Source organism: Bradyrhizobium sp. B025 (genome assembly GCF_042257955.1).
In the GTDB taxonomy this organism is placed as follows: Bacteria; Pseudomonadota; Alphaproteobacteria; order Rhizobiales; family Xanthobacteraceae; genus Bradyrhizobium; species Bradyrhizobium diazoefficiens.
Window position 1 is genome coordinate 7,821,712 of record NZ_CP170150.1, and the last position, 22,027, is coordinate 7,843,738.

A 22,027-nucleotide genomic window follows, 5' to 3' on the forward strand; every position below is an offset into this window, starting at 1 on the left:
TACAAAATAAAAACGATATGTCGGGCAAGAAGGTCCCCCGGCGGTACGATCGCACGGCAGGCGGATTGAGAGGCAGGGGTCAGGCGAGCTCGTCGCCCCGGGCGAGCATCCCGGTCAGCATCGCCTCGGCCTTCTGCTTCAGCGGCAGCGCGCCGCTGTCGGAGGCGATCGCGATCGCCGCGCGCAGGGCGGCAAGGATCGCGGCCTTGTTCTCCTCGCTGGAGGGCGGCGTCACCACGGCTTCGCCGAACAGGGCTTCGGCCTCGAGGCCGGCAAACCCCTGCTGCCGCGCGGTGTTGCGCGCCTCGCGCAGCATGTTCTGCGCGGCCTGGACGTCGCCGAGCCGGCGGGTTGCCAGCGCCAGGTAGATCGAGCTGCGCAGCACCGCCGAGGTATAGCCGACCGCCTTCGCCTCCTCGCGCGCCTCGCCGAGCATGCCGCGCGCCCGATCGAACAGACCCTGCTCGAGATAGGCGATGCCGAGGTGGCAGGCGAGCACCGGCACGAACAGCCGAATGCCATGCTTCTGCGCGAGGACGAAACCCTCTTCGAGGATGGCGGCGGCCGCCGCCGGATCGTTGCGGCCGAGCTTCAGCCACCCGCCGCTATAGGCCGCCGCGACGCGGTCATAGGGACGGCCCGTCTCCTCCGCGATCGCCGCGGCCTGCTGCTGGAGCTGCTCGGCGACATCGAGCTCGCCCATCACGGTGTGGGTGAAGCTTTTCATCATGCAGCAGAGGAGGAGCGTGTATTTTGGGGGCGTACCGAAGGGCGCGCTTGCCTCCGGTCCCATGAGATTAGCGCGGCCTCGCGCCAACGTCTGCTCCGCTTCGCGATATCGACCGGCGAGAAAATAGGCCTGTCCCAGATTGTATTGTGCAAGGTTGCGCCAACCCGGGTTGCCTGACTTCTCGGCGAGGCCAACGACCTCCCGGCCGAGCGCAACCGCTTCAGTTGGCGTTCCGTAGAAATTCTGTCCACCCGCCATGACGGTCATGGCGGCGACCTTTCTTCCGATGTCGTCAATTCCACTGGCCCGGCGTTCGGCCTCTTTTCCGAGATCGATCCACTCGGCAACCTGACCGGACCAGATGAATGCCATTCGCGCCTCCATCCGGAGGTCAATTGCATCTGCCTCCCGCGAAGGAGTCATCGGTGTTTTGTCGAGCGAACTCATCGCGATCCCGAAATAGTCGACCGCATCGGCATATGCCGAGCGCACAAGACATTTCCGCGCGGCCCCCCTCCCGTACCCGAACGCTTTCAGCCAATCCTTCGCGCGCATTGCGTGGTAGCAAAGCGTGTCAGGACCGTCGCTCCATGTCTCGTCGCTTTCGAAGGCCGCAAGAATTCGCGCATGTATATTTTCGCGCACCTTTTCGACCATCGACTCGTAGGTCACTTGGCGGACCATCTCGTGCTGGAACTCGATCGAGTCCTCAAGTTCACTATCGATCCTCACGAGGAGCTCGGCTCGGTCGAGCGCTCCAAGGCAATCCTGGAAGACGTCTTCGGGCAGCGCCGCGACGTTCCGCAGCATCATCACGCTTGAGCGCGGCCCCAGCGCCGCCGCTATTTGGAGAACCGAGCGCTCCTGCCTTGAAATGCGATCGAGCCGCGCCGCAATCACGCCCTGAATGCTGGTGGGGATGCCGAGCTCATCAATGGGTCGAACGAGCGCAAGGTCACCCCACTGACCGCGAAGCGTGCCACTATCTTTCAGTCCACGGCAGACTTCCTCGAGAAACAGGGGAACGTTGGCCGTATGAGAGATGATACGGTTCTTCAAATCGGTGTTCGTCGCCGACGGTCCGAGCATATCGGCCAACATGGCCAATCCCGAATCGTCATCCAGGGGGCGCATTGCAATCACTTCCGCGTGGCAGCGCGCGATCCACTCAGGCATGCCGTTCGGCCTGCTCGTGAGAAAAACCATCAGGTTGGGGCTCTGCAACGACGCGATTGCAGCAACAACCGCATCGCTGGCTCGGTCGATCCAGTGCAGGTCCTCGATGAGAAGAACGGTGCGCTGCTGGAAGGCCAAGCCTTGAACGATGGCGCAACTTGCATCGGAAATGGCACGCGCGCGCGCGTAAGGCTCCAACTCGCTCCAGCGAGGATCCTCGACCGGAATATCCAATATGGAATCGATCGCGAGTTGATGGATTGCCTGCAACTCCTGTCGGATGTCGACCAGACTATCCGAATCTCTGGCGGTAACTTCGGAGATCGAAAGTATAATGCGCTTGAGCGCGCTGAACGGCACGCCCTGAAGGTTCGGGCTGCACTCGGCGTCGATCAACCGCCAGCCATCGGCCTTGAGCTCCTGGGCGAACTCATGTGCGAGCCGCGATTTTCCGATGCCTGCATCGCCGATCAGAAGGACCGTCTGCCGGCTTGCACTGGACCTCTCCGCGGCACGTCCCAACAGGGCCCGCTCGGTCGTTCGATCGACAAACCGCGAAACGCTCCGCGCACGTCGCACCCGCCAGCTTGAAAGGTCGCTCGCTCCGACGACACGGTAGACCGGCAGCGGCTCGTTGAAGCCGCGCAGCACCTTGAGGCCCAGGGATTCGAATCGGACATGTCCATCCGCGAGTTTCTGGCAGGCTTCCGACACGTAGATCTGATTGGCCTCGGCCGCTGCCTCCAGCCGCGCGGCAAGATGCTGAGCGGCGCCTCCGATCTCGTAGACCTTGGAAAACTCGCTTGCGACCATATAGGCGACGACGTGCCCCGAATGGAGGCCGACCCGAACCTGAAGTCCGGGATCGCCAAGACGGCCAACGCGCCGAACTAGCTCGATGGCCGCATGGCAGGCCAGCGGCGCATGGTTGTCGTCGGCGATCGGGGCACCAAAGACAGCCGCCAAGCCGTCCCCCAACTCCTTGCTGACGATGCCGCCAAACTGGCGTACCGCGCCCCTCATGGCCGCCAGCGCAGGCTCCAGGCGCGAGACGGCCTCCTCCGGCTCCAGTTCGGCAACAAGCCCTGTGGAGTCGATGACGTCGGCTCGGAGAATTGTCACAAACCGCCGCTCGCTGTCGGGATCAGCACGCCGACGTACCGCCGCCCCACACTTGGAGCACCAGCTATCGTCGGGATCAATCGCCGACTGACACGCGAAGCAATGCATTCCTGCGCCTTCAAGGATCGCGGCGTCGCTGTCGTCCAGCGCCCGCGAGCAACTCGTGGTAAGAATACCTATCAAGAACCGCTTAGCAAATCGGACTTGCCCATCGCCGTTTAGCGGGGCGCGGTGCGGTTGGCGATCTGGACGAAACACAGTCCTGAGTGGTAGCGTACGCAAATCCCAGCAAAGATGGGGCATATATCGGCGAGGCCAGGTTGGCAAAACCAACCGGCGTCGTGGAGCTGTATGTATTTTCGCAAAGCCAAGGACATATTGAGGGAAAAGACGATGGGGTCGAGAACTTACACCGGGGCTTCATTCAAAGATTTGATGAACGACAATTATTTCCCTCTGGAAAACATGCAGAGGAGCGTGGACATCCTCAAGGCGTCGCCGGACATCCATCTGCCGACCCTGGAGTACGGCCAGTACCACCTGATCCTGACGCCGGCGGACAAATGGCCGGACGGGAGTGCGGCGTACTGGCACAAGGAGAAGGGCCGGGCTCGCGTCGACCTCACCACGCAGCTGAATACGGTCCCGCTGTCCAAGGACGAGCCCGGCGTGATCCCGCTGACGCGATGCGCGCTGCTCGATGCCTGCGTGCGGAAATGCTTCAATTCCGAGCCGCCGATCCCGATGAAGACGAATATCATCACCCACGCGGCGAGCGACGCCTATGCCGACCGGCACGAAATCCGGCTGGAGTGGGAGTACGACAATGGTGAGGACCAGGCGCCGACGTTGCTCCACCTGACGATGGTCTGTCCGTACCGACCCTGATTCCGAGCGGGAGCAGCGCGGAGGCTTCCGCACCAATCGAAGGTGGTCCGTCGTCGCCACAGCATACGTTGCACGACGGACCAATCATGCCCCGCCCGCTCGGCCCGAAGGCCGCGGCGCACTGTCTCGCTGCCGCCCCGTCATGGGCCTGTCGCACGAAAATGATCCGCTCCAGCTGTGCGCGTGTGAGTCGCCTGCTTGAGGCAACCGTCGCGTCCGTTGACAGGAGCGGCCGATGCCGGTGGGACTGCTGGAGGTCGAAGGCACGATCGAGGTCAGCCAGTTCTGGCCGGAGGGGAGGTCTGACGCCGACACCACCAAGGTCGTGGTGAACGTCGCGCCCGATGCGATCCGCTTCCGCAAGAACGACACCTCGCCGTTCCAGCCGACCCATGTCTTCGACAACGCCAAGGTCAAGGGCCGGACCAACACGGCACCGATCAAGAACGGCAAGCTGACCGTGCGCCTTCAGGGCATCGACGCGCCGGAGCTGCATTACCAGCCGTCGCCGCTGTCGCCCGCCGAGAAGAAGGGCCTGACGGATGCCAAGCGGCAGGCCTATCACGAGGTCACGCACCCCTACCGGCAATTCCTCGGCGCGACGTCGAGCAAGGCGCTGCATGACTTCCTCAGCCGTGCCGGCGGGGCGACGCTGGCCTGCCGGGTGTTCACCCGTGTCGATGCGCCGAACGAGGTGTTCGACACCTATGGACGGCTCGTCGGCGACATCGAGGTGACGGTCGCGAAGCAGACGGTCGACATCAACCACTGGCTGGTCGAGCAGGGCTTTGCCTATCCGACGTTCTACTCCTCGATGAACGACGACGAGATCAAGGCCTTCCTCGTGCTCGCCAAGGCCGCGCGGACGAAGAAGCTGCCGGTCTGGAAGCATCTCGCCAAAACCGTTCCGGCCTTCGACTTCGACCTGCGCGAGCCCAAGAAGAACGAGACCGACGTGCTCGCGACCGACAAGGGCCCGGTGATCCTGCCAAAACTCTACCGCCGCCAGACCAACTGGTCGGCGCGCAAGAAGGCGAAGGTGACCAGCCAGACCTTCCAGAAATTCCTGGGTGAAGGATCAGGCGGCAAGCCGGACACCTGCTACGAGATCGACGACTTCCTGACCAACGGCGTTCACTCGGCGACGCCGCGGAATTTCGCCGAGTTCGTCGAGGGCGGGAAGGTGATCAAGTTTCAGCCGGAAGGGCTGGTGTTCGGCGAGGCGCCGTCGATGCTGGTGGGGGCGGACAACAAGCCCATCCTCCATTTCTGACGCTTGTCTGTCGCCAAACAAAAATGGCCCGCGTCGCGCGGGCCATTTTCTCATCCAAAGCTGCGAAGTCCGAACTTGGCCTTCAGCGACGTCGGACCGCCAGAGCACCTGCTCGTTAGCGAAGGCCGCCGGTGACGTGAAGTGTCTCGCCGGTGACGTAGGACGCGTCGTCCGATGCGAAGAAGGCCACCGCGGCAGCGATCTCCTCGACCTTGCCGATGCGGCCAAGCGGGGTGGTGGATTCGATCCAGGTGCGCATGTCGCCCTCGTGCAGGCCGGCCGACACGACGCCTTCGGTGGCGATCATGCCTGGATTGACAGCGTTGACGCGAATCTTGCGCGGCGCGAGCTCCTTCGACAGCACGGAGGAGATCGCATCCACCGAGGCTTTGGTCGCAGTGTAGACGGCGGTGTTCGCCGGCGCGATGGTCGATACCCCGGAGCTGATGTTGATGATGCTTCCGCCATTGGCGTTGAAGTGCTTCGCCGCTTCACCCGAGACCAGCAGCAGGCCAAGCACGTTGAGGTCGAAATGCTTGTGGAAATGCTCGGGCGTGATGGCCTCGAGCGGGGCGAACTCGTAGACGCCCGCGTTGTTGACGAGGATGTCGATCGCACCGAACGCCTTCACGGTCTCCGCGACGACGCTCTTCACGTCCTTGGCGTCGGCCAAGTTGCCATGGACCGCGACGGCTTTGCCCCCCTTGGCGATGATGGCGGCGACCACGCGGTCGGCGGCCTGCTTGCTGGAGCTGTAATTGACGGCAACCGCCGCACCCTCAGCCGCAAGCCGGGCGGAGATTTCGGCACCAATGCCTTTGGATGCGCCGGTCACGAGCGCAACTTTGCCTTCGAGTCTCTTGGTCATCGCATGTCTTCCGTTGTTCGGCGGGATGCCGATATTCAATAGTTCAATACTAGTGAACTATTGAATGAGTTCAAGGGGCATGCTATATTTTGGGCATGGTGCAGTTCGTTCACCCATCGCGGGACGAGATTACGCTGGCCGGAGTGCTCGGAGCCCTCGCGGATCCCATGCGGCTGCGGATCGTCAAAAGCCTGGTCGCGCAGAACGCTTGCATGTCGTGTACCGAGGCGGCGCCTTGCCCTGACATGGCGAAATCGACCCTGTCGAACCATTTTCGCATTCTGCGGGAGGCCGGCCTGATCCGGACGTCAAAGCAAGGTGTCCAGCACCGCAATGTCGTGCGCGAAGAGGACATCAATGCGCGATTTCCAAAACTGTTGAAAATGATCCTGAGCTTTCCGGACTGAGTGTCGCCACTACCAGGCATAGCGGATGATACCCTTGCCGGCGTAGCTGCTTGTGACGTTCGAAAATTCGCCCTCGAAGGTAGCGCCGAACGAGACGCCGCCGCGCCATTTCACCTCGGCCGAGGCCGTGACGAGCGCGGAGTCGCGCGCCTGCGCCGCGCCGTTGACCACGAATGATGCGCCCGGGAGCGCCTGGAAGGTGGACGCGATAGCGCGATCGGGATCGAAGTCGTGCGCCCAGGCGGCGCGGCCGCGCAAGACCAGGACGGCATCGCTCAGCGCAAACGACCTATCCGCGCGCAGACCGAGCTCGCTGCGCGTGTCGGTGACGCTCCGCGAACCGTAACTCAGGGCGAAGGCATTGCTGCCCGAGAGCATCTGTTCGGCATAGGCCGGCAGATCGAAGACGGTCGACTGGCCGGCGGCGTAAGGCGTGAGCCCCATCCACGGCGTCACGAAGCGATAGCCGGCCTCGACGCGGCCGGAATAGGCGTTGGCGTTGAAGCGGGCTCGCAACTGATCGCTGCCGGCGATGGTGACGGTGCGGGTGGTGGTAATGCCCTGCCAGCCATACGCCAGCGCGGCGGAGACGTAGGCCGCGCCGACGCCGTGGCGAAGGAAGGCGCCGGCCTGAAACAAATCCGACCGGCCGCTGCCGCCGTTGGCGACGCCAAAGCTCGTGCCGCCGCCGGCCAGCGCGAAGCCGGCGACGGTGTCGGGTGAAAAGCGATAATCGGCGCCGACCGCCGTGCCGGCGATGCGACTGGTCGCCGTGTTCGATCCCGTCGTGGCATTGCCGTCGGTGGTCTGCGAACCGCCATAGCCCGCGGCCCATACGCCCCAGCGTTGCATTACGATGTCGGACGCCGCCGGGGCCTTGCGGGAGAGCGCGGCATAGGCGTCGCGCTCCGCGGCGGAACGTCCGCGACCGGTGGAGGCGTAGGCACGGGAGCCATCCTCGTCGGCGAATTGCGACGCACCGGCCGGCGACGATCCGACATCGCCCCGGCCGGCCAGGAACGGATCGGTGAGGACGCCGATGAACTGCGTCATCGCGTCGAACGTGGTCTGCTGCGACCCGGTCGCGGTTTCGCCGGAGGCCTGCGTCAGGCCCGCTTGCGACAGCGTGCCGTACACGGCGGGAATGCCGCCGGTGAGGTTGAAGAAAGTCGACAACGCATTTCCGACATTCTGCTGATTGACGTTGAGCCCGCCGGAAATGGAAAAGTTCAGCGCCAGATCGAGATAGGCATTGTTGGCATCATAGCTCAGGCTGGTGTGAAAGGTGGCCGGCAGGTTGGTATCGACCAGCGCGCCGAACGTGCCGGTCACCCCGCCGCCGGCATTGACGATCGTGTATTGCTTCGCCACGTAGCTGCCGGCCGCGAACACGGCACTGACGGTGGCCCCGCCCAGGGTCGCGGTGCCGGTCACGTTGACGCGATCGGCATTGGCGGGCGAGACCTCGACCACGTAAGTCGACGGCGCCGTGAAGACGAGATTGCCGTTCACGGTCAGGAGGCCGATCGAATTGCCCGGCGCCAGCACGCCGCCATTGATCGTAGTGTTGCCGACCGTGCCGTTGCCGCCGAGCGTGCCGCCGCTGTTGACGGTGGTCAGCGACGCCGAGGCGAGCGAGCCGTTGACGGAGAGAATGCCGGCATCGACGCTGACCGCGCCTGTGAATGAACTCGATCCCGTCAGCGTCCAATTGCTGCTGCCGGCCTTCACGAAGCTGCCGAAGCCGCGGTACTGGGCGGAGTCGCCGAGCGTCGACAGGTCGAACGAGCTGTTGGCGGCTCCGCCCAGCCGGAGCGTGTCGGCGGAGCTGAAGGCCATGACGTTGCCGGTGACGGTCGACCCGGCCTGAAGCTCCAGACTGTTGACGCCGCCGGTGAATGTGATGGCGTTGGCACGGGCCCCCGTGCCGGCATTTCCGAGCCCGCCGCTGATGATCCCCGCATTCTGCACGACGAGGCCGGCGCCGCTGATTCCCGCGCCGCCGGCGACGGGCGGAAAAAAGGTCGGATACCTGGGATCACCTTGGGGGCCACCGGTGCCTCCCGAAATCATGCCGGTATTGATGACGATGCCCCCGGCCGCGAGAACAAGACCATCGCCGCCGCCGCCGCCGCTTCCAGAACCGATTGCGCTTCCGCCGCCAGAACCGCCGCTTCCTCCCGTGATCGAACCGGCATTGGTCACGGTTGCAGTGGTGCCGACGACGACACCCTTTCCACCTCCACCGGCGCCGCCATTGCCATCGGCGGAAGTTGTGCCTGCATCGCCGCCCGAACCACCCCTGATGAAGACGCCGGCATTGACCTGCAGATCGCCGCCGGACAGGTACAAGCCATCGCCGCCGCCACCGCCCCCGCCGGCCGACCCGTTGTAGGGGCCAAGACCGCCTGCTCCGCCATTTCCGCCGGTCAGGTTGACCACCGCGGTGTAGTTGCCGCTGACGGTCGCGGCCCGGCCACCACCCCCGCCGCCGCCCCCGGCGTTGACGCCCGCCTGGCGTCCACCGCCGCCTCCGCTGCCGCTGCCGCCGCCACCGCCGCCTGAATAACCCGCGCCCCCGGTTCCTCCGCCTGGCGCAACGCTGTTTCCGGCTGCCCCCCCGTACGGACCGCTTCCCGCAGTGTTCGGGCCACCGCCGCTTGCGCCGTTCCCCGCTGCATTCCCGTCGCCCGCCAGACCACCGGCGCCGCCGGCTCCGGGGACACTGTCGGAGTAGGCGCCGCCAGTGCCGCCGTTGCCGCCGACCAGCTGCGCATGCGCCGGCATCATTTGCGCCGCAAGGCCGACAAGAACACCGACGCTCGCAAGCAGAGCCCTGCGCAGCAGCCATCCAAGGCCGGCGCATCGCGAAGGCGCCGTCGTGCGCGGACCGGAGCGATGCCGGTCGCGCGACGGGTCGATCTCATCGGGAGAAAGCGGCAAGGACCTGTTGTTCATCATCATCTGCGACATCAAGGAGGAGGCCGCCCGCGATCAGTGCAGGCCGGCGGCGCGAAGATCCGTAACAGGTCGCCCGCCGCCGTGATGTGCCGTGTGTCTCACGCGCGGATTCCGACGGACGGTGATGCAGAGACGGCACAGTCGCGCGAACCGTCGATGCTCGCCTCAACGGGAAGCAGAAAGAATTGCCGACAGTCGGCAGAAATGGTCCGGCGGTTGATCGGGCCTGCGGCCTCGCGAGCGACGAAGCGTCGGACTTGTCTCGATCCATCAATCAACAATCGCAGCGCGCAGGATTGGTACGGATCGTGCAATTACTCGTCGTGCAGACGAACGAGGATCGGACAATGAATATCTCGGGCGCGAATGCCTACGCGTATTTGCAAGACGCTTCATCGGCAAAGCGAGCGAATGCCGGCACGACGTCATCCGCCGGCAGTGCGCCGGTCTCATCGAGCGGCTCCGGTCAGGCCAGCGACGGAAGCGTCCAGACCACCGAACGACTGGCGTCGATCTGACGGTCTGATCGTCCGCCGATCCGGATCAGCCGTCGTAGCCTTTCGGACGATTGAAGCGCCCATGGCAAAACAAAAATGGCAAAACAAAAATGGCCCGCGCGATGCGGGCCATTTTCGTATCGGAACCGGTGAAGTCCGAATTTGGTTGCGGGGATAGGATTTGAACCTATGACCTTCAGGTTATGAGTACGATGATTGCTCATTCCAGCCTGTTCCCCACGTGTCCTCACGTGTCATAAGCTGTTGTTTTTACACTATTTATTTGACTTTTCGATTTCGGTGGTGTCCTGTCATTTCCGCTACGGTGGCGACACGGTGGCGACACGAAGAACAAACCGACACCGCATTTCCCCACTGGTATGCCAATCAAGCTTTCCAAACGCACTGTTGACGCCATCGCTGCTGGTCCCCTCCCCGCCATTCAATACGACCTGGAATTGCGAGGGTTCGGGGTTCGTATCGGCGCGAGCGGCTCGCTCAGTTGGTTCATAGAATATCGGCCGGGTGCCGGTGGTCGGCGCGTCGCGAAGAGGCGGTTCTACTTTGGATCGCGCGAGTTCACGCCGGAGCAAGCGCGCCAGACCGCGAAGGAGCTGCTTGCCAACGTGGCGTTGGGCGGCGATCCAATGAAGGATAGGCTCCACGAGCGCCAATCACTCACATTCAGCGAATTCGCCGAACGGTACTTGTCCGAGGAAGCCGAACCGAAGTTGAAGCCTGGCACGGTCGCGAACTACCGCATTGCCGTTCGCCGACATGCCAACCCCGAAATTGGCAAGTTGAAGCTCCACAAGATTTCCAACGCCGATCTCGCGCGGCTGCACACCAAGATCGGCAAGACTAGCACGGTGAATGCAAACCGGACCCTGGAATGCGTTTCGTCGATTTTTCGCTATGCGGTCACCTGTAACATCGTTCCGGTCGGCCACAATCCGACCAAGGGAATTCGAGCCTTCCGGGAGAATCGGCGCGAACGGTTCCTGAACTCCGACGAACTCGCCCGCCTTGGCAGCGCAATCCGGGAAGCCGAGACGGTCGGCATTCCCTACCAGATCGACGAGACAAAGCCGACTTCCAAACACGCACCGAAACCCGAAAATCGGCGAACCAAGATCGACCCGTATACAGCAGCAGCGCTACGCCTGTTGATCCTGACCGGCGCTCGCCTTCGCGAGATTCTTCACCTTAAGTGGGATTACGTGGACTTTGAACGCGGATTGCTGCTGTTGCCAGACTCCAAAACAGGACGAAAAGCTATTGTGCTCAATGTGCCCGCCCTTGCAGTTTTGTCCAGCCTCGACCGCAAGGGCCAATACGTCATCTTTTCCGAACAGGAAGATAAGCCACGCGCCGACCTAAACAGGCCGTGGCGAACAATCTCTGCACGAGCGAAACTGCAAGGTGTTCGGCTCCACGATCTGCGGCACACTCACGCGAGCGTCGGTGCCGGTGCCGGTCTTGGGCTGCCCATCATCGGCAAACTGCTTGGGCATACACAGGCGAGCACGACGCAACGCTACGCTCATCTTGATTCTGATCCTCTGCAGAAGGCATCGAACAAGATTGCCGCCAGTATCTCCGCTGCTATGGGTGACGACGTTGGGCATGTTGCGCAGTCGAGAAACGTTGCGCCAACTCAATCGTCGGCAATAAGAAAGCCTTACTGATATGGCCAGACTGAAAGGTGACGGTGCACGCCTGCCCCTGAAGAAGATTCATAGGTACGTGGTTCGCGATAGAGAGGACGCGTGGCGCGAAGTGGAGATGGCAGCAGGCATCAAATTGACCTCGGAGTCTCGGGAAAGGATTCATCTTGCCACAACTCTCTATTCAAACATCGGCCCGATCTACTCTCCCAAGCGGTCCGTATTGGCGAAGGATGCCAAACTGGCGATTGACTCGTGGTTAGCCGCGACCGAGCGGCTAATTGAGGCACTCACCCCTCCTGGTGCCGATTTAGGGGATTTTATGCCGCCTATTGACGAGAAGCTGTTTTCGCGAATGTCGAAGCTGACCTCAATCGGGCAAGTTGCGCTTGTTGGCTTGACCGCAGCGGCAGTGAGTCAGAAGGCTCTCGATTCCTTGGGTCAGGAGAAGCGAAACGGGCGTATCGAACAGGACCAATGGGTCGCCTGGGTATGCTTAGTGACAAAGGAACTGAGGGCAGCGGGACTTAAAATAGCTGGCAAGAGCCTCGACAAATCCAACGGTGAATCGCCCTATATCAGGGTCATGCTGATCCTTCAGTCTTGGCTTCCTGGCGAATGTCGTCATTGCGGTTCATACGAATCGATGCGAACGCGGGCTCAGGCCGCTCTCAGGAAATTCGGTAGTCTACGCGAAACAACATTATTCCAGATCATTGCTGGCTGGGGCACTCAACTGCTTCCGAGTTATCCTGGCAACCTAAGGCAGGCTTCCGAAGAGACGCTCGCAAGTTTTGATGATTTCGCCCAAGGGATTCTTGATCAAGCGAAATCGCGGGTTTCAAAAAGTCGCGCGCCAGGCTGAGGCTTTCAAACGGACCATCTTAGGGTGCCTCCGCAACTAAGGAAGCTCCGGGAACGAGAATCCAAGATTTGAGCCTTAACTGCTCCCGCTAACCTTCAGTCATCGCATCTATGTGTCGTCTCGCTTCCGGGCTGGTCCGGAAGTTTCCGCGAGACAACCATGTCACAGGCAAAAGCACCTAACGAACCCGCGTACTTCAGGCCGCGTCTAGCGGCCGACTATCTCAACACTTCTACATCCACTCTCGCAAAGCGGCGCCTTTACGGCGGTGGCCCCAAGTTCTCCCGCATAGGGAGAGCGATTCGGTACGCCAAGGCGGACCTCGACGAGTTCATGGCGCTCAGCGCGGTCTCATCCACCACCGAGGGGTCGGCTCAGATTAAGCAGGCGAACGAGAAAACGCTGCGCTTGCGGCAGAACGTCTGCGTCGAGGAATCAAGCTGACGTGGGGTCAACTGATCACTGCCGCAGGGAAACCCAGACCTTCTTGCGCAGGCGGTCACCTGAACCCTCCCCCATTCCAGGTCGTAAGCCAATCGCGACCGTGCATCTCAACATCAAAACGAGCCTATCATGAAAAAGCGATCAACAGACATCTTGGATCTTGTTCATCAGTTTGTAGAACAAGACCTACCCGTTCTGCCCCTTCTTGCCGAACAGAAGCGCCCGGCGATCAAACTCGGCGTACATGGCGCGACGACGAACAAGAAGGAGCTCAAGCGGCACTTTCGAAACAATCCTCGGGCCAACTACGGGGTCAGCACCGGCGGAACATCGAACATCTTTGTGCTCGATATCGATGGGCGCGCCGGGAAGCGCTCTATGTCGAAGTTGATTTCCGAGCATGGCAAGCTGCCAAGGACGGTTACGGTTCTGACGGGAAGCGGCGAACACCGCTATTTTAGAGGCAACGGAACTCCGATTAAGAACTCGGCTGGAAAGCTAGGCGAAGGTCTCGATATTAGAGGCGACGGTGGCTACGTCGTAGGCCCCGGTAGTGTTCACCCCTCCGGTAGAGTTTACGCCTTCAAGAAAGGGCGGGCACTAGATGACGTGGCAATCGCGAAAGCCCCGTCCTGGCTTCTCTCTCTGGTTACCTCAGATCGCCCGCAACCGGCCGCCAGGATGCAGCTTGAAGTCCCAACCAATAATTCGCGCCGGTTGGCCGCATACCTGATCGCAGCGCAAGACCGTGAGTTGGAGCGCCTCTCAAGGGCACCTAATCACCGGCGGAATCACTGCTTAAATCGGAGTGCCTTCAAGCTTGGGCAGCTACTCCCCTATGGAATTCTTGATGAAGGCGGCTGCACGCGCAAGCTTTCCGAGGTTGCTAGGAGCATCGGTCTCGAAGAATCAGAGATCATTCCTACGATCCGCAGCGGTCTGACTGCTGGGAGCCGAAACCCTCGCCCCCTGCATTTTCTAAAAAGCCAGATCGACAATCCTGCCGTTACCAAAAACGAGTCGCAAACCTCGGACCTGACAATCGAGCTTTCTAAGCTTCGTGAAAATGACACGGACAATGCACAGCGTTTCGCATCGCGCTGGGCTGACCGCATTCTCTATACTCCCGGAAAGGGGTGGCTTGTTTTTGACGGCAAGCGTTGGAAGCCTGACGGCCTTCTGGAATGCATGGAGTTCGCGAAAAGCACAGCCCGCCTGATCGCTGACGAGGCGCAACACTTGCCGGATGATCAAGCAAAAGCCACTCGAAGGAAGTTCGCCGATAGCTCTCTTTCAAAGGGCTCGTTGGAGCGGATGATCGACCTCGCGAAGAGCTTAGTGATGGTAGACGATAGCAGGCTTGATGCAAACCCGTGGCTGCTGAATACCACAACCGGGACTATTGACCTTCGAACCGGAGATTGTGACGATCACGACCCTCGCGACCTCCTAACCAAATTAATACCTGTCGCCGCCGACCCAACGGCTAAGTGCCCCCAGTTCAGAAAGTTTCTGAACCGCATAACCGGCGGGGATCGTGCCTTGATGAGATATATCAAGAAGTGCGCCGGCTATACTTTGACGGGGTCCACGCAGGAGCAGGTCTTCTTCTTTTGCTACGGCAAGAGCGGCAGCAACGGGAAGTCCACCCTCGTCAATCTGTTGCGGGACATGCTGGGCGACTACTCACGTCACACACCAACGGAGACATTGCTTACTAAGCAGTATGACAACAACATACCTGCCGATCTGGCGCGGTTAGCTGGAGTTCGCATGGTCACAGCCATTGAAGCAAACTTTGACCGCCACCTGGATGAGGCCAAGCTAAAAAGCATGACCGGCGGTGAACCGATTGCGGCTCGGTTTATGCGGCAGGACTATTTTGAGTTCACTCCTGCCTTCAAACTGTGGCTCGTGGCGAATGATATGCCGCGCGTGCGCGGCACCGACACAGCGTTCTGGCGGCGGGTACGGGTCATCCCATTCGATATTCAAATCCCCGAGTCGGAAAAGGATCCCGAACTTCCGGCGAAGCTACGAGACGAATTTCCCGGCATCCTAGCCTGGGCAGTGCGTGGCTGTAAGGCATGGCAAGCCGAAGGTTTGGCCGAACCTCAGACAGTGAAGCAAGCTTCAGGGCGATGGCTAGAAGCAGCCGATCATCTCAAAAGGTTTGTGGCAGAGTGCTTAATTGTTGATCCTGAGAACAGGCTGGCTTCGTCCTCGCTGCTCAACCGGTACAGCAACTGGTGTAGCAAGAATGGAGAACAACCGCTGACGGTTCAAAAGCTAAATGCTTCATTACGCGAAGCTCACAACTTCACCCACAAACAGTCAAAACATGGAAGTGAATGGGTCGGCCTGAAGCTCCGGCTGTAGGAGCGAGCCATGGTGGCAGAGGTGGCAGGCCAAATAATAATGAATTCAAGGCAATGTTCTCTCAGATGTTTATACAGATGCCTGCCACCTCTGCCACCATGGCTGGCATAGCCTCGATGCATCTGAGTTCTTAGGCCAAGGCCGCCGACATGCCCCAGCTAAACACTGGCCAGGAGCCGTTGGCTCCGTCCTCAACGGTGAAATGAAGATCCTTCAGGCGCTTTGCTTCCAGCATCCTCAGCATGTCCGAAAACTGCCCGCGCGTAACGACAAGCGAAAGGTGGAGAGAAGGAAGGTGCTCGGTCTTGAACAGGTGGCCCGCATCCGGGAATTCCGTTTTCATGGGAGTCGGCGTCATGATCATTATGACGCCGGGCCAGGTGAAGCGCGCCTCAGGCATCGTGAAGGCTGCGGGCACTATCACGTAAGTGAACTCGACGGACTGCCTCGGTGGGCCGGGCTGAACGACCTGTCCAAAGTTGACCGTGCAGCCTCCAAGAATTTCACCGCGCCAGTTGCCCGGCTTCACATCGGGCAGTTTGAATGAGGGCTTTTTCTTTGCTTCGCGCGACACCATGCTTCTCCTCCAGTCAAGCTCTTCCGGGGAGAAGACACTTACGCCAAACCGGACAATCGGAGGTGACAAGAAATTGACCGATACCGGCGAAGGCGGAACGTCTAAACGTCGCAACAAGAGGCGTCAGCTAGTTCGACCGGATTTGCTTTCCTAACAACGCTTCCAAACACCGCTGTAATGCGCGCTGAGACGTTCTTGCTCAAAGAAGATCACGTCGGCTCAGAGACCAGCAGAAACTGCTATACCAGTGATCTGCCCCATTAAGGTCCTCCACGGCGCAAAACGGGAACCGTAATGGCTAAGGTATAGCTCGCACGCGGGGGCGCAGAACCCACATCGGGCGCCCCCTTAGAAAATTGTTTTGGGTGCCCACCAAACGCAACTTGGCTGATCATGGGCCGCAGGGCACTCTAATCATGGTACTATCAGCCGTGGTCAGGCAAGTGGGGGCTAAATGTTCGACAATGCCAATTGGGCGAACATCATCGAGGCCATCTGAGGTGTGATGATGGACCCTAATGCTCCATCCGAGACAGCGCTCCCATTGAGCCTGACCCGCGACCAGTTGGTGCGGCTCAAGCTCGAAGTCACGGGCCATGCAGTATACGCTTCTCGCATCAGCCTCGTCCTCGCGCTGAGACTTGTCGGTCATCCGGCCGATACATCGGCGGTCCTACACGAAATCGGTTCGCTTGAGGGTTTGCGGCCTGCAACGCGGGCTAAACCTCCGCAACAATTCAAGCACGCTCCCTTGGCTCCACTTTGGCACAAGCACTTCTTCAGCCCACGCCACCTTTTGCGAAATATTGGTGAGAGATGGAATTTAGCGCGAGGAGCGGGCAACCGTGACCTGGATGTCGCTCTCTCAGAGATCGCTGCCCAACATGGCGATGACCCGGCGAAATGGCCGAGCGTGCTGGTGCATCGGCTCAACGTTGGCGGACTAGAGGAACGCGCACATGCACAGAGGCTCACGGGAGATTGGATTATTTTCGCCAAACGCGATGGCGAGAATTACTACCTTGACCTAGCCACGCATGAGGAAGCCGAAGGACCCGCCAACTCGGAGCGCTTGATGCAAAAACTTCAGGCCGGGTGTCAGTCTGAATTTCCGTTCCTGTTTTAGCGCGCCCGCACCTCTCCAGCATTCCAGCCTGGGCGAAAGCTAACGATAAAGGTGAAACATACGAGACACGGACGATCTCGAAATCGCCTGCAAATAATTGCGGACGAGCGCCCCAACGGTGAATGGCTCAAGCTAGAGCATGCAAACGTAGCAGCACTCAAACGTCGAAAGTATCAATAGCGATGACAGAACCCGCTCTGAGATTCCTTACGCTCGGAATAGATTTGACGGACGAAGAGAAGTTGGCGCTCGAAAACGTCCATGAGATATTGGATCGACTTACAAAACGTCGTAAGCGCCAACTACCAGTTTCGAGCGGCCTGGAAGCAATGTTGCGGGAAGTGATTTTGTATCGAGTAGTCTCAATGACTGGCGGAACCATTGTAAATTGGAACACCGGGAATGTGCTTTGTAGCTTTTTATCCGCACGAGGCTTGTTCGAAACTTTCGCGTTCCTGTGGGACTATGACCGCGCAATCGATCAAGCACGCGAAGCTGGAACATTGGCTGAATTTAGGAAGCTATCAGAAAACCGGCTGGCCGCGACAAGAGACCCGAAGAAATTAGATAAACATCCTGAATGGGAATCAACTAACATTCTCACGGCGATCAATCGCATGTCTGAAGAATACCCATGGGCAAAGAGTGCATATGACGTGATGTCCCATAAATGCCACCCAAACTCAGAGGGAATGATCGACACGTTTGTCAACGTTGACACCGAAAAACGCACCATCAGCTTCTCCGCACACAATGATAACGCCGAGCGAGCGTTCAGGATTATCTTAGGGGTAACCGCTCTAATCGACAACGTGGAAAAAATATTGGACCGGCTCGAACATTCGACGCAAACAATCACCAACGAACTTAAAGATCGACGCTTCCAAAAACTGTCGGCCAAATCAAAAAGAGAACGGGAACAATTCGAGCAGTTTTGTGAAGACGAAAGACAAGCCTTTCTAGGTGATGCACGCGGACAGTTTGCCATGGGAAGGGCGCTTTCAACAGGCGCGACAACGGTTCCAAAGGACCTACTACGCGCATATTTTTGGCTCAGCCTGGCTGCGGCGCGTGGTAGTAACGAGGCTGCAAGATGTCGCGACAAAATCGCGCCGAAGATGACTTCAGAACAGATCGATGAAGCGCAAGCGCTTGCGGCGTCGTGGAAGCCCATGACGACCGAAGAGTTCGAGAAGCACAATCAGGAGATCGTTGAGCACCTGCGAAAAAACATGGGGCCGGTTGTGGTTACCGAGGGCTCTTGCGAAGGTGACGACTAGCGGATTGTCGCGTTACGAACGGACGCCACGATGCAAATCTGCTGCTTTTTCGGCGGCCCTCTGATCGCACCGCACCCCGAATTCAAGTAGGCCACAAACCGAGTATTAGGCCGACAAAGCCGATGACTGCTGTCGCCGCCGTCCATTTCGCCGCTTTCCGATTCAATTCGTTGACCTTGTTCGACTGCTCATAGCGCGCAACATCCGACCAAGCTCGACGTATGTCAGGATCCACAGGTTCGGGACCGGCCGGAAGCCAAGGGACGTTCGTGGAGTCTCGCCATAGGAGTGCGGCGTTGAGCCCACAAATCAAAGCCATAACGCCAATCACTATGACAACGCATTTCATTCCTGACCATCGTCGTTCTTAGACGGAATTGAATTTCGGAAACACTTGTTTCAAACGCTCGATAGTGTGAGTCCACTTCGGTGTTTTCGGAGCACAGGCTGTATTTTGATTCCCAAACAAGCCGATCTCGTCTACCGCACTTGCGAGGGGAACGGTTTGTGCCCATTCGACCGGAACGAAGTATTCCATCTTGTCAGGATCAGTCATGTAGCGACGATGATATTCCGCGCCGCTCAACCCTTCGACCGCCAATTGCTCCTTGCCGTCGATCATGATCCTGAAGTCCGTAGCCGCTTCAGCCGGTCCTTTGACGCGACCAACGCCGACGAATCCATAACCGGGAGCCTTTACCCAAATTCGATCATTCGGCTTGAGCAAATTTAACGTGTTCGAATACCACGATCCGCCGCCTGCGCTGACAAATCCAAATTTCATCGCGTCGTCCCATGAACGATCCTTTCCTTGGCCGAACGATACATAGTACTCGCCATTCCAGGGCTCTTTTGCCGCCTTCGGCGAGGTGATAGCTGACGCGATTTGCGTTTCAATGGGGTCCAGCAGCCAAGCTCGGCTCAGGAGCTGTTCCGTTCCCGTGTCAAACAACTGGAAGCAAAGCACGTTGATGGAAATGCCGCGCTTATTCAAGTAGCCAACGATGCGTTCGGAGCCGCTATCAAGCGAAGAGGCAACGACGACGATTTGATGGCTTTCATTCAGCGTTGCCTCGTCAAGTTCGGATTCGAACCGTGATCGAAAGTCTTCCGCCAAGTCACGCCCTGGAGCATACCGCCCATAGATGCGCGCAATCTCTTCAGCGTCTAAGTCCTCAAGCCAAGTCGCGTAATCAATTGCTTGCGCGACCACCTCTCGCGGAGTCTTTCCTCGCTTGAGTTCGATCAGCACCAATGCGCCATCAGGCGCGACCGCAAGAAGATCGATACGGCCACCGAATCCAGTGTCTTCTTGACGCCCAATGATCATCCATTGGTCGGAAAGAATCTCAGGTGCTGAAACGATCATCTCCTCAAGAAGCTTTTCGGACGAAAGAGACGAAGACTCCAAGAGTCGGACCGGCGGTTTACCGACGCGCCAAATGCTATGCTTGATCGGCATGAGAAAGCTCTGTTAGAGACGGCGGATTTTGTTTGTCGGGTTGCTTATCCACCAACCTACTCATTTGCGCCAGTCTGGCCAACAGCCATCTTCCTCGTGGCGGCCTGTGCGACTTGTGCAGGTCCGGTCGAGCAGTCGCTGCCCGACATCTTTCCAGACGGCATGTGGTCCATAGAACCTGACTGCGTCCGCCTTCTGAATTTCGACGATGCGAAAGCATCGCGCGCATTCTACACGCAGCACATGGAGCGTAATTTCCGAGAGGCGACACTGCATGATCGGCAGCGGAGATCGTCCAGCGGCGCGTGGATCGGCCAGAACGGCATCCCATAATTCATCCGGCAACGAATCGCATGGTGCCGCGTCATCCGGCCTATCGATATCTCGCCGACGAGCAGCCTCCCGCGCCAGCTTGTCCATCTGCTTCGGGGACGGCATTCGCCAGCTTGCGGGTCGCTCATTCGTCATGATCACGCCAGATTGACAAGGGAACAAATAGAGAACACAATTGGCCGGTCAGGTCAAGCAGTTGGAGTCAGGCCATGGCTGAAGTCACCTATTACGTCGCGCTGCCGTTCGTGGCCGCCGATGACGGCGTCGCTGCTGGCGATCCTACGGAATGCTTCAATCCAAACGCTGCTGTGATGCGCGCTGAGGCGTTAGCTCGCAAAGAAGGTCACGTTGGCGCAGTCGCCTTTAGCCGCACCGGCGACCCTTCTACTGGCGATTTCAGCGATGCCAAGGTGATCAGGAAATTCGGCCACGTCCCCGATGATTTGAGTGCGCTATGACCCTTCAATTCATCTGCGCTGAGATTGAAAAGCTGCACCTGCAAATTCGTAGGCAACAGAACGATGTCTCCGCGCTTCAACGTTCCGGCATTGGTGCTGCGTCGGCGGAATTGTTGCTGGCGCAGATGCAAGCTTCTGTGGATGCGCTGTGCATAAAGCGAGACAATTTGGTTGGCGAACGGCGCATCGTGCCACTCTGCACGAACAACAGCAATTTGATTCACTGAAGTAACAATTGATCGAGGGGAGCTATCGTGGCGAACGAGGAAACCGGGTTCGGTACCATCAAATGCCCGGGGTGTGGCGAAGCGATTCCGATCAGCGAAGCCATTCATCATCAAATTGCCGAACGAACACGCCAGGAGTTTAAGGCCGAAACGTTAGAAGCAAAACGGCTGCTCGCCGCGAGAGAACGCGAACTGGATGAAAAGGCCGCCGCTTTCGATCAGACGATTTCTGACCGGCTTGCTGCGGAACGAGCTAGTATATCGAAAGAGATCGAAGCACAATTGAGGTCCGGACTTTCGACTGAGATTGCAGACCTTAAGAGGCAAGCAGATGAACGGAGTGAGCGGCTGGCGAAAGCACAAGCTGTCGAACTTGAACTCCGAACCGAGAAGCGAAACCTAGAGGAGCGGGAAAAGGCGCGCGATCTCGAAATGGCGAGAAATCTGGACGAAGAACGAGTCCGGCTTCAGCTAGAAATTTCGACACGGCTCGAAGAAGAACATGCGCGGCAAGTTGCGGAGAAAGATAAGCGGCTTTCAGATGCCATGAAGGCTAACGACGAGCTTCGGCGCAAACTGCAGCAGGGCTCGCAACAGCTTCAGGGAGAGGTGCTCGAACTTGCTCTAGAAGACTCGATTTCTCAAGCATTCCCGTCGGATCTGGCGCAGCCCGTACCCAAGGGTGTCAACGGCGCGGACATAATACAGCGTGTTCAGAATCCGAACGGTGATCTTGCTGGCTCCATCATTTGGGAATCAAAAAGGACGAAAGCCTGGAGTGATGGCTGGATACAAAAGATCAAGGAAGACCAGCGGCAGGCCAAAGCCGACATAGCCATACTGGTGAGCGACGCGCTGCCAAAGGATTGCAATCACTTCAAGCAGATTAGCGGAATTTGGGTAACCCATCCAAGGTGCGCGATTCACTTAGCGAGTGCACTGCGGCTTCTTCTAATCGAGGTCGCTTCGGCGAAACGCGCCGCAGTGGGAAAAAACCAAAAGATGGAGATCCTTTACGCCTACCTGTCGGGCATTGAATTTCGCCAAAGAGTTGAGGCCATCGTCGAAGCGTTCGTGACCATGCAGGAAGATTTGCAAGAAGAGCGTCGATCAACCGAGCGGCGGTGGGCAAAACGCGAAAAGACAATTCAGCGGGTTATTACCAACACTTCTGGCATGTATGGCGATCTTCAAGGATTAGTCGGGTCCTCGCTAACAACCATCCCGGCCCTCACGTCAGGGGATTAACGGCTCATCCTCGTGCTAGCTCAAGGTGTGGCAAGCGAA

Annotated in this window: 18 protein-coding genes; 13 read left to right on the forward strand and 5 right to left on the reverse strand. The window is 59.2% G+C overall.

What is annotated here, in order from left to right; genetic code table 11:
• Positions 1-79: 79 nt before the first annotated feature.
• Positions 80-3,136, reverse strand: a complete 3,057-nt coding sequence (locus tag ACE10W_RS37055) for an AAA family ATPase (protein ID WP_304553923.1) — start codon at positions 3,134-3,136, stop codon at positions 80-82.
• 285 nt (positions 3,137-3,421) lie between these two features.
• Between ACE10W_RS37055 and ACE10W_RS37060 the strand changes: the two genes are divergently transcribed.
• Entirely contained in the window at positions 3,422-3,916 is a 495-nt protein-coding gene (locus ACE10W_RS37060) for a hypothetical protein (RefSeq protein WP_028173761.1), read from the forward strand.
• A gap of 235 nt (positions 3,917-4,151) precedes the next feature.
• Entirely contained in the window at positions 4,152-5,189 is a 1,038-nt protein-coding gene (locus ACE10W_RS37065) for a thermonuclease family protein (protein ID WP_304548910.1), read from the forward strand.
• Between the two features lie 115 nt (positions 5,190-5,304).
• Here the strand turns inward: ACE10W_RS37065 and ACE10W_RS37070 are convergent, their stop codons facing one another.
• Positions 5,305-6,057, reverse strand: coding sequence for an SDR family NAD(P)-dependent oxidoreductase (locus tag ACE10W_RS37070; RefSeq protein WP_271552666.1), 753 nt, complete (start codon positions 6,055-6,057; stop codon positions 5,305-5,307).
• A 95-nt stretch (positions 6,058-6,152) separates the two neighbouring features.
• Here ACE10W_RS37070 and ACE10W_RS37075 point away from each other — a divergent pair, with 95 nt between their 5' ends.
• A complete protein-coding gene (locus tag ACE10W_RS37075; RefSeq protein ID WP_028173758.1) occupies positions 6,153-6,464 on the forward strand; it encodes a helix-turn-helix transcriptional regulator in 312 nt (103 codons plus the stop codon).
• A gap of 9 nt (positions 6,465-6,473) precedes the next feature.
• Here ACE10W_RS37075 and ACE10W_RS37080 read toward each other — a convergent pair whose 3' ends face one another.
• The gene (locus ACE10W_RS37080) at positions 6,474-9,422 is read right to left on the reverse strand and encodes an autotransporter domain-containing protein (protein ID WP_304548913.1); all 2,949 of its coding nucleotides are present in this window, start codon (positions 9,420-9,422) and stop codon (positions 6,474-6,476) included.
• Between the two features lie 188 nt (positions 9,423-9,610).
• Between ACE10W_RS37080 and ACE10W_RS37085 the strand changes: the two genes are divergently transcribed.
• The 5 genes from ACE10W_RS37085 (at position 9,611) to ACE10W_RS37105 (ending at position 15,277) form a co-directional block, all read left to right on the forward strand.
• Positions 9,611-9,943 carry a hypothetical protein gene (locus ACE10W_RS37085; protein WP_304548915.1) on the forward strand — a complete coding sequence of 111 codons (333 nt, stop codon included), beginning with the start codon at positions 9,611-9,613 and terminating at the stop codon, positions 9,941-9,943.
• Between the two features lie 359 nt (positions 9,944-10,302).
• On the forward strand, positions 10,303-11,610 hold the full coding sequence (locus tag ACE10W_RS37090) for a tyrosine-type recombinase/integrase (RefSeq protein WP_375762445.1): 1,308 nt from the start codon (positions 10,303-10,305) through the stop codon (positions 11,608-11,610).
• A 1-nt stretch (position 11,611) separates the two neighbouring features.
• Positions 11,612-12,454: a hypothetical protein gene (locus ACE10W_RS37095; RefSeq protein WP_375762446.1), complete on the forward strand. Its 843-nt coding sequence runs from the start codon at positions 11,612-11,614 to the stop codon at positions 12,452-12,454.
• 159 nt (positions 12,455-12,613) lie between these two features.
• Positions 12,614-12,898, forward strand: coding sequence for a helix-turn-helix transcriptional regulator (locus ACE10W_RS37100; RefSeq protein ID WP_375762447.1), 285 nt, complete (start codon positions 12,614-12,616; stop codon positions 12,896-12,898).
• Between the two features lie 129 nt (positions 12,899-13,027).
• Positions 13,028-15,277 carry a phage/plasmid primase, P4 family gene (locus tag ACE10W_RS37105; RefSeq protein WP_375762448.1) on the forward strand — a complete coding sequence of 750 codons (2,250 nt, stop codon included), beginning with the start codon at positions 13,028-13,030 and terminating at the stop codon, positions 15,275-15,277.
• 130 nt (positions 15,278-15,407) lie between these two features.
• On the opposite strand, the gene ACE10W_RS37110 is transcribed toward ACE10W_RS37105, so the two are convergent.
• Positions 15,408-15,854 carry a hypothetical protein gene (locus tag ACE10W_RS37110; protein WP_375762449.1) on the reverse strand — a complete coding sequence of 149 codons (447 nt, stop codon included), beginning with the start codon at positions 15,852-15,854 and terminating at the stop codon, positions 15,408-15,410.
• A gap of 544 nt (positions 15,855-16,398) precedes the next feature.
• On the opposite strand from ACE10W_RS37110, the gene ACE10W_RS37115 reads away from it, so the two are divergent.
• Both ACE10W_RS37115 and ACE10W_RS37120 read left to right on the forward strand, forming a co-directional pair.
• Complete coding sequence (locus tag ACE10W_RS37115; RefSeq protein ID WP_375762450.1) at positions 16,399-16,980, forward strand: hypothetical protein; 582 nt, start codon at positions 16,399-16,401, stop codon at positions 16,978-16,980.
• Between the two features lie 224 nt (positions 16,981-17,204).
• The gene (locus ACE10W_RS37120) at positions 17,205-18,260 is read left to right on the forward strand and encodes a hypothetical protein (protein WP_375762451.1); all 1,056 of its coding nucleotides are present in this window, start codon (positions 17,205-17,207) and stop codon (positions 18,258-18,260) included.
• Between the two features lie 367 nt (positions 18,261-18,627).
• On the opposite strand, the gene ACE10W_RS37125 is transcribed toward ACE10W_RS37120, so the two are convergent.
• On the reverse strand, positions 18,628-19,722 hold the full coding sequence (locus tag ACE10W_RS37125; RefSeq protein WP_375762452.1) for a hypothetical protein: 1,095 nt from the start codon (positions 19,720-19,722) through the stop codon (positions 18,628-18,630).
• Between the two features lie 542 nt (positions 19,723-20,264).
• Between ACE10W_RS37125 and ACE10W_RS37130 the strand changes: the two genes are divergently transcribed.
• Genes ACE10W_RS37130 through ACE10W_RS37140 form a run of 3 tightly spaced genes read left to right on the forward strand, consistent with a single transcriptional unit; the run spans position 20,265 to position 21,988 of the window.
• Positions 20,265-20,513 (forward strand): hypothetical protein, encoded by a 249-nt coding sequence (locus tag ACE10W_RS37130; protein ID WP_375762453.1) that lies wholly within the window; start codon positions 20,265-20,267, stop codon positions 20,511-20,513.
• Positions 20,510-20,740, forward strand: a complete 231-nt coding sequence (locus ACE10W_RS37135; protein ID WP_375762454.1) for a hypothetical protein — start codon at positions 20,510-20,512, stop codon at positions 20,738-20,740. The genes ACE10W_RS37130 and ACE10W_RS37135 overlap by 4 nt, the downstream gene beginning before the upstream one ends.
• Positions 20,741-20,767: 27 nt before the next feature.
• Complete coding sequence (locus ACE10W_RS37140; RefSeq protein ID WP_375762455.1) at positions 20,768-21,988, forward strand: DUF2130 domain-containing protein; 1,221 nt, start codon at positions 20,768-20,770, stop codon at positions 21,986-21,988.
• The last annotated feature ends 39 nt before the right edge of the window (positions 21,989-22,027 follow it).

Coding starts and splice junctions, on each gene's coding strand:
- ACE10W_RS37095 (WP_375762446.1), top strand. CDS start 11,612: ATGGCCAGACTGAAAGGTGACGGTGCACGCCTGCCCCTGAAGAAGATT.
- ACE10W_RS37065 (WP_304548910.1), top strand. CDS start 4,152: ATGCCGGTGGGACTGCTGGAGGTCGAAGGCACGATCGAGGTCAGCCAG.
- ACE10W_RS37060 (WP_028173761.1), top strand. CDS start 3,422: ATGGGGTCGAGAACTTACACCGGGGCTTCATTCAAAGATTTGATGAAC.
- ACE10W_RS37105 (WP_375762448.1), top strand. CDS start 13,028: ATGAAAAAGCGATCAACAGACATCTTGGATCTTGTTCATCAGTTTGTA.
- ACE10W_RS37110 (WP_375762449.1), bottom strand. CDS start 15,854: ATGGTGTCGCGCGAAGCAAAGAAAAAGCCCTCATTCAAACTGCCCGAT.
- ACE10W_RS37125 (WP_375762452.1), bottom strand. CDS start 19,722: ATGCCGATCAAGCATAGCATTTGGCGCGTCGGTAAACCGCCGGTCCGA.
- ACE10W_RS37055 (WP_304553923.1), bottom strand. CDS start 3,136: ATGCATTGCTTCGCGTGTCAGTCGGCGATTGATCCCGACGATAGCTGG.
- ACE10W_RS37090 (WP_375762445.1), top strand. CDS start 10,303: ATGCCAATCAAGCTTTCCAAACGCACTGTTGACGCCATCGCTGCTGGT.
- ACE10W_RS37070 (WP_271552666.1), bottom strand. CDS start 6,057: ATGACCAAGAGACTCGAAGGCAAAGTTGCGCTCGTGACCGGCGCATCC.
- ACE10W_RS37100 (WP_375762447.1), top strand. CDS start 12,614: ATGTCACAGGCAAAAGCACCTAACGAACCCGCGTACTTCAGGCCGCGT.
- ACE10W_RS37075 (WP_028173758.1), top strand. CDS start 6,153: ATGGTGCAGTTCGTTCACCCATCGCGGGACGAGATTACGCTGGCCGGA.
- ACE10W_RS37130 (WP_375762453.1), top strand. CDS start 20,265: ATGGCTGAAGTCACCTATTACGTCGCGCTGCCGTTCGTGGCCGCCGAT.
- ACE10W_RS37080 (WP_304548913.1), bottom strand. CDS start 9,422: ATGAACAACAGGTCCTTGCCGCTTTCTCCCGATGAGATCGACCCGTCG.
- ACE10W_RS37135 (WP_375762454.1), top strand. CDS start 20,510: ATGACCCTTCAATTCATCTGCGCTGAGATTGAAAAGCTGCACCTGCAA.